12 protein-coding genes are annotated in these 14,405 nt (G+C 62.9%); 9 read left to right on the top strand and 3 right to left on the bottom strand.

The features are described 5' to 3' along the window. Positions 1–139: 139 nt before the first annotated feature. Positions 140–1,162: a radical SAM protein gene (locus HMPREF9465_RS05865; protein WP_005435035.1), complete on the top strand. Its 1,023-nt coding sequence runs from the start codon at positions 140–142 to the stop codon at positions 1,160–1,162. A gap of 447 nt (positions 1,163–1,609) precedes the next feature. On the opposite strand, the gene HMPREF9465_RS05870 is transcribed toward HMPREF9465_RS05865, so the two are convergent. Then, entirely contained in the window at positions 1,610–1,909 is a 300-nt protein-coding gene (locus HMPREF9465_RS05870; RefSeq protein WP_005435036.1) for a hypothetical protein, read from the bottom strand. Between the two features lie 749 nt (positions 1,910–2,658). Here HMPREF9465_RS05870 and HMPREF9465_RS05875 point away from each other — a divergent pair. The 6 genes from HMPREF9465_RS05875 to leuD all read left to right on the top strand — a co-directional run bounded on the left by HMPREF9465_RS05875 (position 2,659) and on the right by leuD (position 11,178). Continuing rightward, positions 2,659–3,459, top strand: coding sequence for a MetQ/NlpA family ABC transporter substrate-binding protein (locus HMPREF9465_RS05875; RefSeq protein WP_005435038.1), 801 nt, complete (start codon positions 2,659–2,661; stop codon positions 3,457–3,459). Positions 3,460–3,546: 87 nt separating this feature from the next. Further along, positions 3,547–5,832, top strand: coding sequence for a molybdopterin-dependent oxidoreductase (locus HMPREF9465_RS05880; protein WP_005435040.1), 2,286 nt, complete (start codon positions 3,547–3,549; stop codon positions 5,830–5,832). Between the two features lie 546 nt (positions 5,833–6,378). Further along, complete coding sequence (leuA, locus tag HMPREF9465_RS05885) at positions 6,379–7,965, top strand: 2-isopropylmalate synthase (RefSeq protein ID WP_005435041.1); 1,587 nt, start codon at positions 6,379–6,381, stop codon at positions 7,963–7,965. Positions 7,966–8,024: 59 nt separating this feature from the next. Next, positions 8,025–9,125 carry a 3-isopropylmalate dehydrogenase gene (gene leuB / locus HMPREF9465_RS05890; RefSeq protein WP_005435042.1) on the top strand — a complete coding sequence of 367 codons (1,101 nt, stop codon included), beginning with the start codon at positions 8,025–8,027 and terminating at the stop codon, positions 9,123–9,125. Between the two features lie 2 nt (positions 9,126–9,127). Further along, a complete protein-coding gene (leuC, locus tag HMPREF9465_RS05895) occupies positions 9,128–10,528 on the top strand; it encodes a 3-isopropylmalate dehydratase large subunit (RefSeq protein ID WP_005435043.1) in 1,401 nt (466 codons plus the stop codon). Between the two features lie 14 nt (positions 10,529–10,542). Beyond that, positions 10,543–11,178, top strand: a complete 636-nt coding sequence (leuD, locus tag HMPREF9465_RS05900; protein ID WP_005435044.1) for a 3-isopropylmalate dehydratase small subunit — start codon at positions 10,543–10,545, stop codon at positions 11,176–11,178. Here the strand turns inward: leuD and HMPREF9465_RS12280 are convergent. Together HMPREF9465_RS12280 and HMPREF9465_RS13175 are read right to left on the bottom strand one after the other, a co-directional pair. Then, positions 11,159–11,416 (bottom strand): hypothetical protein, encoded by a 258-nt coding sequence (locus HMPREF9465_RS12280; protein WP_005435045.1) that lies wholly within the window; start codon positions 11,414–11,416, stop codon positions 11,159–11,161. The genes leuD and HMPREF9465_RS12280 overlap by 20 nt on opposite strands. Before the next feature lie 458 nt (positions 11,417–11,874). Continuing rightward, positions 11,875–12,246, bottom strand: coding sequence for a hypothetical protein (locus HMPREF9465_RS13175; protein WP_147645252.1), 372 nt, complete (start codon positions 12,244–12,246; stop codon positions 11,875–11,877). 102 nt (positions 12,247–12,348) lie between these two features. Between HMPREF9465_RS13175 and HMPREF9465_RS05910 the strand changes: the two genes are divergently transcribed. Together HMPREF9465_RS05910 and HMPREF9465_RS13180 are read left to right on the top strand one after the other, a co-directional pair. After that, positions 12,349–14,115, top strand: coding sequence for a transposase (locus HMPREF9465_RS05910; protein ID WP_005435046.1), 1,767 nt, complete (start codon positions 12,349–12,351; stop codon positions 14,113–14,115). Positions 14,116–14,202: 87 nt separating this feature from the next. After that, positions 14,203–14,352, top strand: coding sequence for a hypothetical protein (locus tag HMPREF9465_RS13180; protein ID WP_005435048.1), 150 nt, complete (start codon positions 14,203–14,205; stop codon positions 14,350–14,352). Positions 14,353–14,405: the final 53 nt, after the last annotated feature.

The following is a 14,405-nucleotide window of genomic DNA, read 5'->3' on the forward strand; positions in this document are numbered from 1 at the left end:
CAATGAACTTTATTGTTTTGTAACAAATGCAAATGACCGGCCGTTTTACACGCACCCGTGCGGATCCGCTGAAGGCGGCGGGCGCATGGGCTACAATCACGGCTTTCCGTTCACCATCCCATATATAAAAGGAGCATCCATGGCCCGAGGCCCTCATCTGAGCGAACTCGCCGCCGAGTGGCAGGCGCTGGGCGCGAAGCCCCAGCACGTTCGGCGCATCTTTCTTGCCTGGGCGGGGCTTGCCCCGTGGGAGGCCAGAAAGGGCGAGAGCTTTCCGAAGGCCGTGGCCGAGGCGCTGCCCGACATCAGGGAGCGTCTTGACCGCCTCTCGCATGCGCTGCCCGTTCGAAGCGCCGAGGCCGAGACCGTCAAGCTCATTCTCGGGCTTGAGGACGGCGAGTGCGTCGAGTCGGTGTTGCTGCCCAGGCAGGGACTGTGCGTCTCTACTCAGGTGGGCTGCGCCGTCGGGTGCGTCTTCTGCATGACGGGCAAGGGTGGCCTCGTGCGCCAGCTCTCGAGCGCCGAGATCGTCGCGCAGTACTGCGAGGCCAGGCGGGTGCGCAGCGACGTCAGGAAGATCGTCCTGATGGGCATGGGCGAACCGAGCCACAACCTCGACGCCGTCTGCGAGGCGGTGGAGTTCTTCGGCAACGTGTGCGGACTCGCGCACAAGGACATCGTGGTCTCGACCGTGGGCGACCACAGGCTCTTCGACCGCCTGCCCGCGCTTTCCGTGCGTCCCGCGCTCGCGCTCAGCCTCCACACCACGGACAACGCGCTGCGCAGGAAGCTCCTCACCAACTCGAAGGACATTCCCGTCGAGACCCTCCTCGAGAGAACGCTCGACTACGCCGATGAGACGGGATACCCCGCCCAGATCGAGTGGACGCTGATGGCGGGCATCAACGACGCGCCCGAGCAGGTCGAGCGTCTGGCCGATCTCATCGAGGGACGCTACGCCATGGTGAACTTCATCGCCGTCAATCCCGTCGAGGGCTCGGGCTTCAGGAGGCCCGAGTCGGCCCACATGCAGGACCTCATCACGATCCTGCGCAGACGAGGTACCGTCGCGACCCTTCGCGACAGTGCGGCTCAGGACATCGAGGGCGGCTGCGGACAGCTCCGCGCACGAGTCATCGGCATCAGGAAGGAGCAGGCCTGACGGTCCGTTGCTTCGGTTTCAGAGGCCGCCTGTGGGCGGCCTTTTCTTCTCTGGGAATTGAGGATGGCATTCGCCTTTCTTCGCAGATGTTTTGCTTCGCCGGACAGGTTCTCCCGAAGGAGCCCTTCGCCTGTGTTCATGCACCGGCACCTCTGCACGGCAGGTCCCGGTGACAGGGAAAATTTCCTGTGAGTCAAGCTCTTCCTGGGTCCCTGACCTTTCCCTGTAACAGGCTTTGGCTGTTATTTTTTGTGGGATCGAATTCTTTTCTCTTGAAAGAGGGGCTGAAAACTGCGGAGTTTCTATCCAATTCTGGAGTGGCTCGGTTGTTCTGATGCACTCTGCCCGCCTGCATCAGTCCGGCGGGCGCAACTCCTGAAAACCACAAAGCCCGGACGGCTCTTGCGCTTCCGGGCTTCAGTCATTAGGCTGCTTTTGCAGATCAGATCAGATCTGTTCGTAGATCTTGGAAAGCTGTGCGAAGACAGCCTTGTCTTCTTCAGTGGCTTCGCGATAGGCTGCGTCGGAGAAGGCGACGCCTGCGATGTCGGCCGCAGTGTAGAAACGGAGTTTTTCGGTCACGCCGGAATTGCTGCCGCCGCCGATCTGGAAGCCGATCATCTTGATTTCGTTGGTGGGCGTAAGGCCGCAGGCATAGGGGACGACCACGCGGTCAAAGCCGTGGTATGCAAATTCCAGGGCCTTCTTTTCCTTGATCGCCTGTGCGATCGTGTCAACTGTCGTCATTTCAATTCTCCTTGGTCGGAAAGTTGCGTCGAATATTTCGGACATGTGCTTTAAGTATCTGCTCAATTGAGTGTAAATGACATGACTTGGCTCAAAAGATTGATATGTCGATACAAAAGAATGGGTGACGATCGGCGAAGAAGAGGTGAAAATGCAGGGTTTTCGAGGGTTTTTTGCGGGAGATGTTTTGCAGTATAAGCTGAACGGCGTGCGTGTTCCGGCCGGCACTCAGGCAGTTGAGCTGATGCTCGGTACGTCGTGCCTCAGCGGCTCGCAACCTTCCGGGCGGCGATCATCCCGTTGATGATGCAGATCGTGAGGGTGTTGGAGCCGAGGCGGACGGTGCCGTGGACGCCACCCATGCAGTGGGCTTGGGCGAAAAGCGCGTGACGCACCAAGGGCCGTCAGTCCGGGCTCTAAGACATTTTTCCAAGGTCGCGATGTAATACCTCAAGGTTCGCTCACTTTCACATGACGCTTCGAAAGGCTTCTGCTAGAGTTCAATCACGGTCTTCTGAGAGTTGACCGAAACGGAAACGCCCGGCAGGTCCGGGCTCGCCTTCAGACGAACCCGAGGGGTTCTCGTCAAAGGCGACCTTCTCCAGAACAGTCATCCGAATCCTCTTCGGCCTGATGCGGCATCCTCGGCCGCACGGACTGCTCTGATGTTTCTGCGAAACGGACGGACAACGTCCCCGTCCGACAATCCCAAAAACTGTTTTTCCGCAATCAACATCCGGAGAACCCAAATGAATCTCTCCCGACTTTTCGCACCCATCGCCCTCGTGGCCGCCATTGCCCTGTCCGGCATTTCCGGCAGCGCCCTCGCCGACACGACGCTTCGCATCGGCGTCACGCCCGTGCCGCACGCCGACATCGTCAACTTCATCAAGCCGACGCTTGAGAAGGAAGGCGTGAAGCTCGAGGTGGTGGAATTCAACGACTACATCCAGCCGAACCTCGCGCTCGATGCGGGCGAACTTGACGCCAACTATTTCCAGACGATTCCGTATCTGGAGGAAATGGTCAAGTCCCGCGGCCTCAACCTGCACATCCTCGTCTCCGTGCATCTTGAGCCGATGGCCCTCTACTCCAAGAAGGTGAAGAGCCTCGCCGACATTCCGGCAGGCGCCAAGGTGGCCGTGCCGTCCGACCCGACGAACGAGGGTCGTGCACTCAAGGTGCTCGAGCACGCGGGCCTCATCAAGCTCAAGGACGGCGCGACGCTCCTCTCCGGCATCGGCGACATCGTCTCGAATCCGAAGAAGCTGAAGTTCGTCGAGCTTGAGCCCGCTCTTCTGCCGCGCGCCCTCGACGACGTGACGGCCGCCGTCATCAACGCCAATTACGCGCTCGAAGCGGGCTTCAACCCGGCGAAGAACGCCATTGCGCTGGAGGAAAAGAGTTCGCCCTTCGGCAACGTCGTCGCGATCCGCGAAGGCGACGACAAGAAGGAGGCCTTCCAGAAGCTCAAGAAGGCGATCACCTCTCCTGAAGTGAAGAAGTTCATCGAGGAGAAGTATCAGGGCGGCGTGCTTCCCGTCTTCTGAGAATTGCGTTAGTCTGAAGTGAAATGCAAGGCAAGGCCGGTCTGGGTTCGACCCGTGCCGGCCTTTGCGTCGATCTGGAGAATGATCATGACCCGTACCGACAAGCTCGTCGCCGCCCACTGGGGTGTCGCCCGCGTCCGCATGACGGACGGCCGTCCCGCGCTCGTTCCGATCGTCGAGGACATGAGGCCCTCGGAACGCATGGCCGACTATCTGGCGGGGCGTGATGGCGCCGAACGCCTTCTCGCTCCGAAGGTCCGCGCAGGCTATCTCAGGGCCTGCCGCGAGGGACGCGACCCCGCCCTGACCCGTGAGGACCGCGGCAGGGAGGCCTTCGTCGAGGTCGAATGGGAGGAGGCGCTCGAGCTTGCCGCCCGCGCGATCGAGAGGACGTATGCGGACCACGGGCCCTCGGCCGTCTGGGGCCGATCCTACGGCTGGAAGAACACGGGCGAGGTCAACAATCCGATCGGACTCCTGAGAAGGCTGCTGATGCTCAAGGGCGGGTTCGTGCAGACCTTCAACTCCTACTCCACGGCCGCCATCGCCGCCATACAGAAGGTGATCGCAGGGAGCGGAGACCCCGACGTGCCGCCTGCGGCCGAGGTGCTCGAGCATGCCGAGCGCGTCATTCTCTGGGGTGCGGATCCGGTCGTCACGAACGACATCGCCTGGACCACGACGCTGCACGACACGGCGAAGGTCTTCGAGGCGATGAGAACGAAGGAGGGACTCGAGGTCGTCGCCGTCAATCCCGTGAAGCCCGAGACGCTCGACGTCACGGGCGGGCGCAGGATCGCGCCGCTTCCCGGGACGGACGCCGCGTTCGCGCTCGGCCTCGTGCACACGCTTCTGGCGACGGGCAGGGCCGACCGTCATTTTCTCGAGACCCGCACGACGGGCTTCGAAACGCTCGAGGCCTGCCTCAACGGACGTCTTGACGGCGTCGTCCGCGACGCCGCCTGGGCGGCCGGCATCTGCGGGCTCGACAAGAAGACGATCAGGGATTTCGCTGAGGAGCTTGCGGCGCACCGGACGATGATCATGCTCGGCTGGGGGCCCCAGAGGGCCCGCTATGGCGAGTCGACGGTCTGGGCCGTCTGGGCGCTCGCCGCAGCGCTCGGCCAGATCGGCGGACGAGGTACGGGCATCGGCACGCGCTACCACTACTCTTCGGGCGGCGCGGGCGCGTCGGCGGGCAGGGGCCTTCCGGGCCTTCCCGTCAACGTGGCGCCCGTCGGTCCCGTCACGCATCCCGAGCGGCTCCCGAAGCCGCTTCCCGTCGCCGCCGTTGCCGACGTGCTCCTGAATCCGGGAAAGCGCATCCGCTGCGGCGGCATCGAGCTCGAATACCCCGACATTCGCCTCGTCTTCTGGGCGGGCGGCAATCCCTTCGCGCACCATCCCGACACGGGACGCCTCGTCGCGGGCTTCAGACGGCCCGACGCCGTCATCGCCTGCGACGTCTTCGAAACGGCGACAACGAAATATGCCGACATATTGCTTCCCGCCTCGCATCCGCTGGAAAGAAGCGACATTGCGGGGATCGGCGGCTATGCCGCGCGTGGGATCGTGAGAAGCTCGCAGGTGTTCGAGCCCAAGGGAAATGTGCTTTCCGACTACGAGATCTTCAGGCGTCTTGCCGCGAAGCTCGGTCTTGAGGGCGTCTTCACGGAAGGGTTGGACGAGCAGGGCTGGCAGAGGCGCCTCTATGAGGAGGCCGTGCGCCGCGAGGCTGCGGCGGGGCTTGAGCTTCCCGACTGGGATGCGTTCGTGAAGAAGGGCATCGTGTTCTTTCCCGAGGCCGTCCCGGGGCCCACGGCGCTTGAGCGCTTTGCGGCCGATCCCGAAGGCGCGCCGCTCGCGACGGAATCGGGCAGGATCATGCTCGCGTCGAAGCGCGTCGCCGAGGCGGGGCTCGAGGATTGTCCCGGACATCCCGCCTATCTCGGCGAGCCCTCGAAGCCGGGCGAATACAGGCTCGTGAGTCCGAAGTCCGCCTGGCGGCTGCACAGCCAGCTTGATGCCGTGACGCGCAGGGCGCACAACACGGACGGGTGCGAGCCGTGCTGGATCAATGAGGACGATGCGGCGAGGCTCGGCATCTCGACGGGCGACGCCGTGAGGCTTTCGACGCCGAGAGGCTCGGTGCGCGCGGCCGCGGTCGTCACCGACAGGGTGCGCCCCGGCGTGCTCGCGCTCCATCACGGCGCATGGGCCGAGACGACGGAGGCGGGCGAGCGGGAGGACGGCGGTGTGAGGCTCGACTGCCGCCACGGCGCCGCCAACGTGCTCGTCCCCGACCTGCCCACCTCGGGCTGGAGCCGAGGCAACAACGCCGCAGCCTACGACGTGAGGCTCGAGCGCCTCTGACCGCCCGCCCGTGAGGGGGACGCGTGTTTTCAGGAGCCGTGCTAGCATCCAAACAACGGACGCGCACCCGAAGGTTCGTCGCCGGCGTTTCGCCGGCGCTGCTCGACGGCGGGCATTTCGCCCGACCCCGTCGCCATTCGCGGCGAGCAGCTCGTTGATGCCCTCAATCAACGCGCTGCTGGCCGCCCGTTCGCCGCCCGGACCTCCAAGGGCCCGGGTTCAAGTTCGGGTGCGCTTCCTTCCTTCAGAACCGTGCCTTTCGCGACGGCGGATTTTTGCAAAAACATGCCTTCCTGCATTTTTGCTGTCTTGCAAAAGCGTCACTTTTTGCAGAAAATCAAACTAGGTGAAATTCCCTAAGCACAAATTCATTTCTCATTAAAATCAACGACTTGGCAATAACCATGTGTTTTTTGAGGTTTTTGCAATTGACGTCGGTTTTGCGAAGACATAAAGTTGTCTTGCCGCCCTTCGTGACGCGCATTGTGAAGATGCGGTCCGGGGCTTCGAACCCAGTTCAACGCACAACGACAAAGAGCCGACCTCATGATCTACACGGATCCCAAGCGCATCATCCTTTTCGACACCACGCTCCGCGACGGCGAGCAGGCCCTGCCTCAGAGCCTCTCCGCACGCGAGAAGATGCAGATCGCACTCGCCCTCGAGCAGCTCGGGGTCGACGTGATCGAGACGGGCTTTCCCGTATCCTCCCGCGGCGACTTCGAGAGCGTGCGCAGCATCGCTTCCGTTCTCAAGCGTGCGGTGCCCTGCGGCCTCTCCCGCGCCGTGGCGAGCGACATCGACGCCTGTGCCGAGGCGCTCAAGGCGGCCGAGCGGTTCCGCATCCACACCTTCATTGCCACGTCCGACATTCACGTAAGGGACAAGCTGCGAAAGGACTTCGACAGGATCCTCGAGATGGGCGTTGAGGCCGTGAGGCGCGCCCGCAACTACACGGACGATGTCGAATTTTCCTGCGAGGACGCGGGCCGCACGCCGATCGACCATCTCTGCCGCATGGTGGAGGCCGCGATCGATGCGGGCGCCACGACCGTCAACATTCCCGACACCGTGGGCTATACGGTGCCCGAGGAGTTCGGCGGCATCATCACGACGCTTTTCAACCGCGTGCCCAACATCGACAGGGCGGTCATTTCGGTGCACTGCCACAACGACCTCGGCATGGCCACGGCCAACTCGATCACCGCCGTGCAGCACGGCGCGCGCCAGATCGAGTGCTGCATGAACGGCCTCGGCGAGCGTGCGGGCAACTGCTCGCTCGAGGAGGTCGCCATGGCGATCAAGCTGCGCGAGAAGTCGCTCGGCGGCCTCTACACGGGCATCAACCCGAAGCAGATCGCCCGCACCTCGGGCCTCGTCTCCAAGATCTGCAGCGAGCCCGTGCCCGCGCACAAGGCGATCGTGGGCTCCAATGCCTTCGCGCACTCGTCGGGCATTCATCAGGACGGCGTCCTCAAGAACCGCGAGACCTACGAGATCCTCACGCCCGAGAGCGTGGGCTTCACGGGCAACACGATGCGCATGACGGCGCGCTCGGGCCGCCACATGATCCGCGCCTCGCTCGCCAACATGGGCTACAAGGACGATGAATATGATCTGAACGAAATCTACGCGCGCTTCCTGAAGCTCGCCGACAAGAAGGGCCAGGTCTTTGACTACGACCTCGAGGCGCTCCTCTTCTGCTCCACGCTCGAAGAGGAGGAGAACACGTTCGAGCTCGACGCCATGAGCGTGATGACGGGCGGCTCGCACTCGATCCCGACTGCCTCCGTTCGCCTGCGCGTCGGCAAGCGCATCCGCAGCGACTCCTCGATCGGCAACGGTCCCGTCGACGCGGTCTACAACTGCATCACGCGCCTCACCGGCATCCGCTGCGAACTTACGAGCTTCACGATCTCCGCCAACGGCGCAGGCATGGACGCACTCGGCCAGGTCGACGTCAACGTGAGGCACGAGGGCCGCGTCTTCCACGGCATCGGCATGTCGGTCGACATTCTCGAGGCCGCCGCGCTCGCCCTGATCCACGCCAGCAACAACATCGACCGCGCGAACCGCATCCGCGAGTCGCGCCGCCATGAGAAGGACGCGGACGTGCCGCAGCACCTGCCCTGATTCATCAGCATCAAGGTCAACCCCAAAACTCAACGACAGCATCAAAAGAGACAAGCATCATGCAGACACGCACGCATCACGTCGCCGTCCTCGCCGGCGACGGCATCGGTCCCGAAGTCATGGCCGAGGCGCTGAAGGTCATGGACGCAGCGGCGAAGAAATTCGGCTTCACGGTCACCCGCGACGAGCGCCTGGTCGGCGGCGCCGCCATCGACGCCTGCGGCAGGCCGCTGCCCGACGAAACCGTCGAGGCCTGCGACAGGGCCGACGCCATTCTGTTCGGCTCCGTGGGCGGCCCGAAGTGGGACGCGCTCCCGCACGAGTCCCGCCCCGAAGTGGGCGCGCTGCTCCCCCTGAGAAAGCGCTACGAACTCTTCTGCAACCTGCGTCCGGCCCGCTTCTACGAAGGCCTCGAGGGCCTCTCGCCCCTGCGCCGCGACATCGCCGAAAAGGGCTTCGACATGGTCTGCGTGCGCGAGCTCACGGGCGGCATCTACTTCGGTCGTCCGAAGGGCCGTGAAGGCGAGGGCGAGGCCGAACGTGCGTTCGACACCGAAACCTATACCCGCGCCGAAGTGAGGCGCATCGCGAAGCTCGCCTTCGAGATCGCCCGCCACCGCCGCGGCCGCGTGACGTCCGTCGACAAGGCCAACGTCCTCGCCACGTCCCGCCTCTGGCGTGAGACCGTCGAGGAGGTCGCGACCGACAATCCCGACGTGACTCTCGAGCACATGTACGTCGACAACGCCACGATGCAGCTCCTCAAGGCGCCCTCGCAGTTCGACGTCGTGCTTTGCTCCAACATGTTCGGCGACATCCTCTCCGACGAATGCGCCATGGTGACGGGCTCGATGGGCATGCTCCCGTCGGCTTCGCTCGGCGGCTCGGGCTTCGGCCTCTACGAGCCCGCGGGCGGCTCCGCGCCCGACATCGCGGGCAAGGGCATCGCCAATCCGATCGCCCAGATCCTCTCGGCCGCCATGATGCTGCGCCATTCCCTCGGCGAATCCGAGGCCGCCGCCTGCATCGAGGCCGCCGTCGCGAAGGTCCTGAAGTCCGGCGTCATCACGGGCGACCTGGCCTCGGCCATGCCGGGCGCCACGGTCGTCGGCACCGCCGCCATGGGCGACGCCGTCGCCCGCGCCGTCGAGGAGGCCTGATCATGGGAAGGACGCTCTACGAAAAGGTCTACGACGCCCACGTCGTCAACGAGCTGTCGGGCGAACTGCCGCTCCTCTACATCGACCGCCATCTGCTCCATGAGGTCACCTCTCCGCAGGCCTTCTCGGGCCTGAGGGAGGCGGGCAGGAAGCTACGCCGTCCCGACCTGATGCTCGCGACGATGGACCACGACATCTCGACGCAGAAGGCGACGCTTGACGTCTGCAGTCCTATGGCGCGCGAGCAGGTGACGACCCTGATCCGCAACTGCCGCGAGTTCGGCGTGACGCTCTTCGGCCTGGGCCATCCCGGCCAGGGCATCGTGCACATCGTGGGTCCGCAGACGGGCTTCACGCTGCCGGGCACTACGCTCGTGTGCGGCGACAGCCACACGGCCACGCACGGCGCCTTCGGGGCACTCGCGTTCGGCATCGGCACGTCCGAGGTCGAGCACGTGATGGCGACCCAGACCCTCAAGCAGCAGCGCTTCAAGACGATGCGCATCGTCTGCGACGGCGTCCTCCCGAAGGGCGTCTACGCCAAGGACCTGATCCTCGCGATCGCCGCAAGGATCACGACCGCGGGTGGCACGGGCTACGCGATCGAATTCGCGGGCACGGGCGTCGAGGCGCTCTCGATGGAAGGACGCATGACACTCTCCAACATGGCCATCGAGGTGGGCGCCAAGGTGGGCATGATCGCACCTGACGAGACGACGTTCGCCTATCTGAAGGGCCGCCCCTTCGCTCCGAAGGGCGAGGCCTGGGACGCCGCCGTCGAGTACTGGTGCACGCTGCGCTCGGACGACGACGCCGTCTTCGACAAGGAGGTTCACATCGACTGCTCGAGCCTCGAGCCGCACGTGACCTGGGGCACGAATCCGGGACAGGCCATGCCCGTGACGGGCATGGTGCCCGTTCCTGCCGAAATGGCCGATCTCGTCGAGCGTGCGGGCGCCGAAGCTGCGCTCGCCTACATCGGCGTCGAGCCGGGCGCGCCCGTCACCGACGCCAAGGTGGACACGGTCTTCATCGGCTCGTGCACGAACGGACGTCTCGAGGACTTCCGCGAGGCGGCCAGAGTACTGCAGGGCCGCAGGGTGGCCGACGGCGTTCGCGCCTTGGCCGTGCCGGGCTCCATGGCCGTGCGCGCCGCGGCCGAGGCCGAGGGACTCGACCGGATCTTCATCGAGGCAGGGTTCGAGTGGAGGCTTCCGGGCTGCTCGATGTGCCTTGCCATGAACGACGACCGCGCCACCGAGGGGGCGCGCGTCGCCTCCACCTCCAACCGCAACTTCGTCGGCCGCCAGGGACGCGGCAGCCGCACCCATCTGATGAGTCCTGCATCGGCCGCCGCCGCAGCCGTTGCCGGCCACATCGCCGACGTCCGCGATTACATTTGAGGAGGCGCGCAGAAATGGAAAAGTTCACGACTCTGACGGGCGTCGCCGCCCCGCTCGACGCCGCCAACGTCGACACCGACCAGATCATCCCGAAGCAGTTCCTGCTTGCGGTCGACCGCAAGGGCTTCGGCGTGCATCTCTTTCACGAGCGCCGCTATCTTGACGACGCCGAGACTATCGAGAATCCCGACTTCGTGCTCAACAAGCCGGCCTACAGGAGCGCCTCGATCCTCGTCGCGCGCCGCAACTTCGGCAACGGCTCGAGTCGCGAGCACGCGCCCTGGACGCTGCTCGACTTCGGCATCCGCGCCATCATCGCGCCGTCCTTCGCCGACATCTTCAGCAACAACGCGCTCGGCAACGGGCTCGTGCTGGTGAACCTCGCCGAGGAGGAGGTCGACGAGCTCTTCAGGATCCTCGAGGCCGATCCCGGCATGAAGGTGACGGTCGATCTCGTCACGATGACCTGCACGGCGGGCGAGAGGACCTGGCGCTTCACGCTCGATCCTTTCCGCCGCAAGTGCCTCCTCGAAGGCCTCGACGCGGTCTCGCTTACGCTCGAGCATGAGGACGACATCCGTGCAAGAGAGAAGCGCGAGCCCGCCTGGCTCGTGCCTCATGTCGAGGACCTCAAGTCCTGTCCGGTCTGAAGCGCCTGCGCCTGAATGCACGGAATGCGCCTGTCTTCGCCTTCGGATCCTCCCGGTGGGCGTGGACCGCGAAGAGTCCGCGCAGCCACTGCAGGGCGGGTTCGTCGGCGACGCGTTCGTGCCGGATGAGGCGGGTGTCGAAGGCGCCCCGGCCGCGGTTGCTTTCGGGACCGAGATGAATGGGAATGGCGACGATGCCGTCCCGTTCCTCGAAGAGTCTTGCCGTCTGCATGGGCATGACGGCCGTGAAGTCCGTGGGTTGAGAAGCGAGGGGACGGCGAGGAAATATGGGATCGTGACGGCGGTTTCCTGAAGCGCCTCGCCGAGCACGGTCGTCTCGTCCATGCAGTACACTTCAAGTCGGTTCTGTTCGCGGTTCGTGACCGTGATCTTGCGCCAGTGGCGGAGCATGTCGAGCGTCACCTCGTCCTTTTCGCGGGAGGCCTCGACCAGCGGATGTCTCTTGCGAACGCAGAGCGCGTAGCTGATCGGATAGAAGGAGCAGGTCTATGACTGCCTGGGTGAATCGAGCGTGTCTCAGGGTAGACCGCGCAGTCGAGAGACGCCGCGATATCCTGCCCTGATCAGCGTCGATGTTCATGAGACATGACGCGATCGCCGAGAGCCGAACATATCCGGCTCGAAGATCCACGGAAACGATGGCGATCGTCACTCGATAGTCGGCAAAGTCGAGCTTCATTGCGCCGCCCTCTGATGCTTGAAGAGATCCATAATCAATCGGTCGGGATCGGCAGACTCGAACTCGACGTGCGTACCGTTGGGCATGCTCAGACGAACCGTGCGGGAAGGAGCGGGTTCGTCAAGGTAAGGGAAGTCAGGAACTGCCTGGAGCGTCTCGGAGGTAAAAGAGGCAACCTGTACAACTTCGGAAGATGAACTGCCGGCGGGATTATGAAGTTGCCCGCTTGCTGCCAGATTCTCCAGGAGCCGAAGAGATGAATAGAACACGCCAAGCGGCGGACGCTTGCGGGAGGAAATCAGGGTGGGAAGACACTGGCGATAGAACTCTCGCTTGCTTAACCTGCAAGTCGTCAAAAGATCACTCAAAGCAGACACTTCTCTTAAAAGCCCTGTTTAATCGGGGCTTTTTTCTTGTGCCATGATGGGTGTGTGTGATATAAATAATATACACTCATCAAAGGAGATCAAATGGCAGCTCGGAAGGAGTTCCCGGTCAAAGTTCGCCGTGTGGCAGTAACGAACAAAAAGACCGGCGTCAAATACATCGAGGAACGTCGCTATCAATACGATCCGGCAAAGGGCTACAACGTCCTTCTGTCGAGCCGTCGGACGGGTGAAAAAATCCTGGAAGGCGAAACGGTGACAACCCGTTGCCGCCCCAAGAAGAAGCCAGCCGAAGCGGCTCAGACTGCCGAGCTCTCTGCCAAACGAACCCGTGTAGGGGCTCTGGACTTGATTCGTCATGCCGGGGCAGTGGCCGGACTCGAAAGTTCGGTCCGCAGGGCGTATCCCAACGGTGGAACCTCCGAGAAGCTGCTCTCCGTCTCTCAGTACTTGGTCGCTACGGATGAAACTGTTCACAACGTGGAGCCCTGGCAATGCGAACATGATCTCCCCTACGAAGCCGGCCTGTCCGAGGACATTTGCTACGACCTCTTCCACGAGCTCGGCCTGGATGAATCCGGTTCGCAGTCTCTCTTCCGGGAACTGGCCCGTACGGCAGGCAACGACGAACAGCCGGCCATCGCATTCGATTCAACCTCGCACTCCGTCTACGGCAACGGCCTGAAACCGTACGCGCGGCAAGGCTTCAACAAAGACGGCGACGGCTTGGACATCTACAAGATCATCACCTTCTGCTCGCTTGATTCCGGTCTGCCCGTTTCTTTCGAGCTTCAGCCCGGCAACATCCCCGACGTGATTTCTCTCGTCAATGCCGTGCCTCGGGCCAAGGCATACGGCTTGAAGAATCCGGAGTTCTGCCTCGACAACGGGTTCTTCAGCAAGGAGAACGTGCTGCGCTTCCTGCGCAAGAATTTCAAGTTCACGATCCTCGCCACGCTCAAGCACGCCTGGATCTACAAGCATTTGGACAGCGCCGCCGATGATGGGACCAAACTGAGAGACCACTTCTCGCGGTACGCTTCTCAGTGCCCGTTCGACGAGAAGATCAGTGCCGTATCGGTGTCTGAAATGACGCCGTTTGAATGGAAGCGGCAGCGCACGCGCAATGGCGTAGCCGCCGGGGATACGGAGTCGAAATCCTTCCGGCTGTACTTTCACTATTTCCGCAACAATGCCCGAGCTGTCATGGAAGCTTCAGCCTTCCACACGAAGCTCAAAAGCTACGAAATGAGTCTTGCAGCCGGCAAGGAAAATGAAATGGACGATGCCGAGCTTGAGTTCGCGCACCGGTACTTCTCGTGGAAGCGTGTTCGAGGCGGAGGCATCAAGGTCATCCCCAACGAAGAGGCCATTCTGGCCGCACAGAAGGACTTTGGGATTTTCGTCATCCTTTCAAATCTTCATGCGAGCCCGTGGGACGTGCTTCGTCGCTACCGTCGCCGCAACGACATTGAAACCTCGTATCGCGTCGTCAAGTCCGACCTTGACGGGCGAAAGCCCCGAGTCTGGACGATGACCAGCGTACGCGGGAAAGAAATCTGCCGACACGTCGCACTCGGCTACCGTTTCGTGCTGCAGAGCATGATGGAGCGCACGGCTCAGGAAGCCGAGCGGCGAGCCAACGATGAGTCGCTCGGGAAGACTGTGCGGAAGCAGTACGAAAAACTGACCGCCTGGATTCGATCGATGACGCTCAAGCAGTTGCTCGATTGGTTCGACTGTGTGGAAAGAGTCGAGGTGAGGAACAGGGTGGCACAGTACCGTTGGTCTACGGAGACGACGGCCAGAGACCAGATGTTCCTCGAGCTCTTCTTCGACGAATCTGACTGATTGTAGATTCCACGGTTTTCAGGATCCAGAGACATTCGCGACAACGAGCCCGGGAAAAGGTACCCGCACATTTCGGGATGCCTGACGATGAGCATGGAGGGACGCGAATGGAGTTTTGACGGTGGCATATCCCAGTCGTGGTATGCGGCTCTCTGCCGAAGGCTCGGCCTTGACGGCCGGTACAGCGGCGCCCGCCTCGAGCGCTTCGTGAGCTACTCGACCATGCGGGCGGACTGATGACGAAAAGGCGCCGTCTCCGGCAGGAGCGGCGCTTTCGTGCATCAGGAGTT

The organism is Sutterella wadsworthensis 2_1_59BFAA (genome assembly GCF_000297775.1).
GTDB lineage: Bacteria > Pseudomonadota > Gammaproteobacteria > Burkholderiales > Burkholderiaceae_F > Sutterella > Sutterella wadsworthensis_A.

What these genes read in the sequence shown, in the direction of transcription:
- HMPREF9465_RS05865 (WP_005435035.1), top strand. Translation starts at nt 140, where the DNA reads ATGGCCCGAGGCCCTCATCTGAGCGAACTCGCCGCCGAGTGGCAGGCG.
- HMPREF9465_RS05870 (WP_005435036.1), bottom strand. Translation starts at nt 1,909, where the DNA reads ATGACGACAGTTGACACGATCGCACAGGCGATCAAGGAAAAGAAGGCC.
- HMPREF9465_RS05875 (WP_005435038.1), top strand. Translation starts at nt 2,659, where the DNA reads ATGAATCTCTCCCGACTTTTCGCACCCATCGCCCTCGTGGCCGCCATT.
- HMPREF9465_RS05880 (WP_005435040.1), top strand. Translation starts at nt 3,547, where the DNA reads ATGACCCGTACCGACAAGCTCGTCGCCGCCCACTGGGGTGTCGCCCGC.
- leuA (WP_005435041.1), top strand. Translation starts at nt 6,379, where the DNA reads ATGATCTACACGGATCCCAAGCGCATCATCCTTTTCGACACCACGCTC.
- leuB (WP_005435042.1), top strand. Translation starts at nt 8,025, where the DNA reads ATGCAGACACGCACGCATCACGTCGCCGTCCTCGCCGGCGACGGCATC.
- leuC (WP_005435043.1), top strand. Translation starts at nt 9,128, where the DNA reads ATGGGAAGGACGCTCTACGAAAAGGTCTACGACGCCCACGTCGTCAAC.
- leuD (WP_005435044.1), top strand. Translation starts at nt 10,543, where the DNA reads ATGGAAAAGTTCACGACTCTGACGGGCGTCGCCGCCCCGCTCGACGCC.
- HMPREF9465_RS12280 (WP_005435045.1), bottom strand. Translation starts at nt 11,416, where the DNA reads ATGCCCATGCAGACGGCAAGACTCTTCGAGGAACGGGACGGCATCGTC.
- HMPREF9465_RS05910 (WP_005435046.1), top strand. Translation starts at nt 12,349, where the DNA reads ATGGCAGCTCGGAAGGAGTTCCCGGTCAAAGTTCGCCGTGTGGCAGTA.
- HMPREF9465_RS13180 (WP_005435048.1), top strand. Translation starts at nt 14,203, where the DNA reads ATGAGCATGGAGGGACGCGAATGGAGTTTTGACGGTGGCATATCCCAG.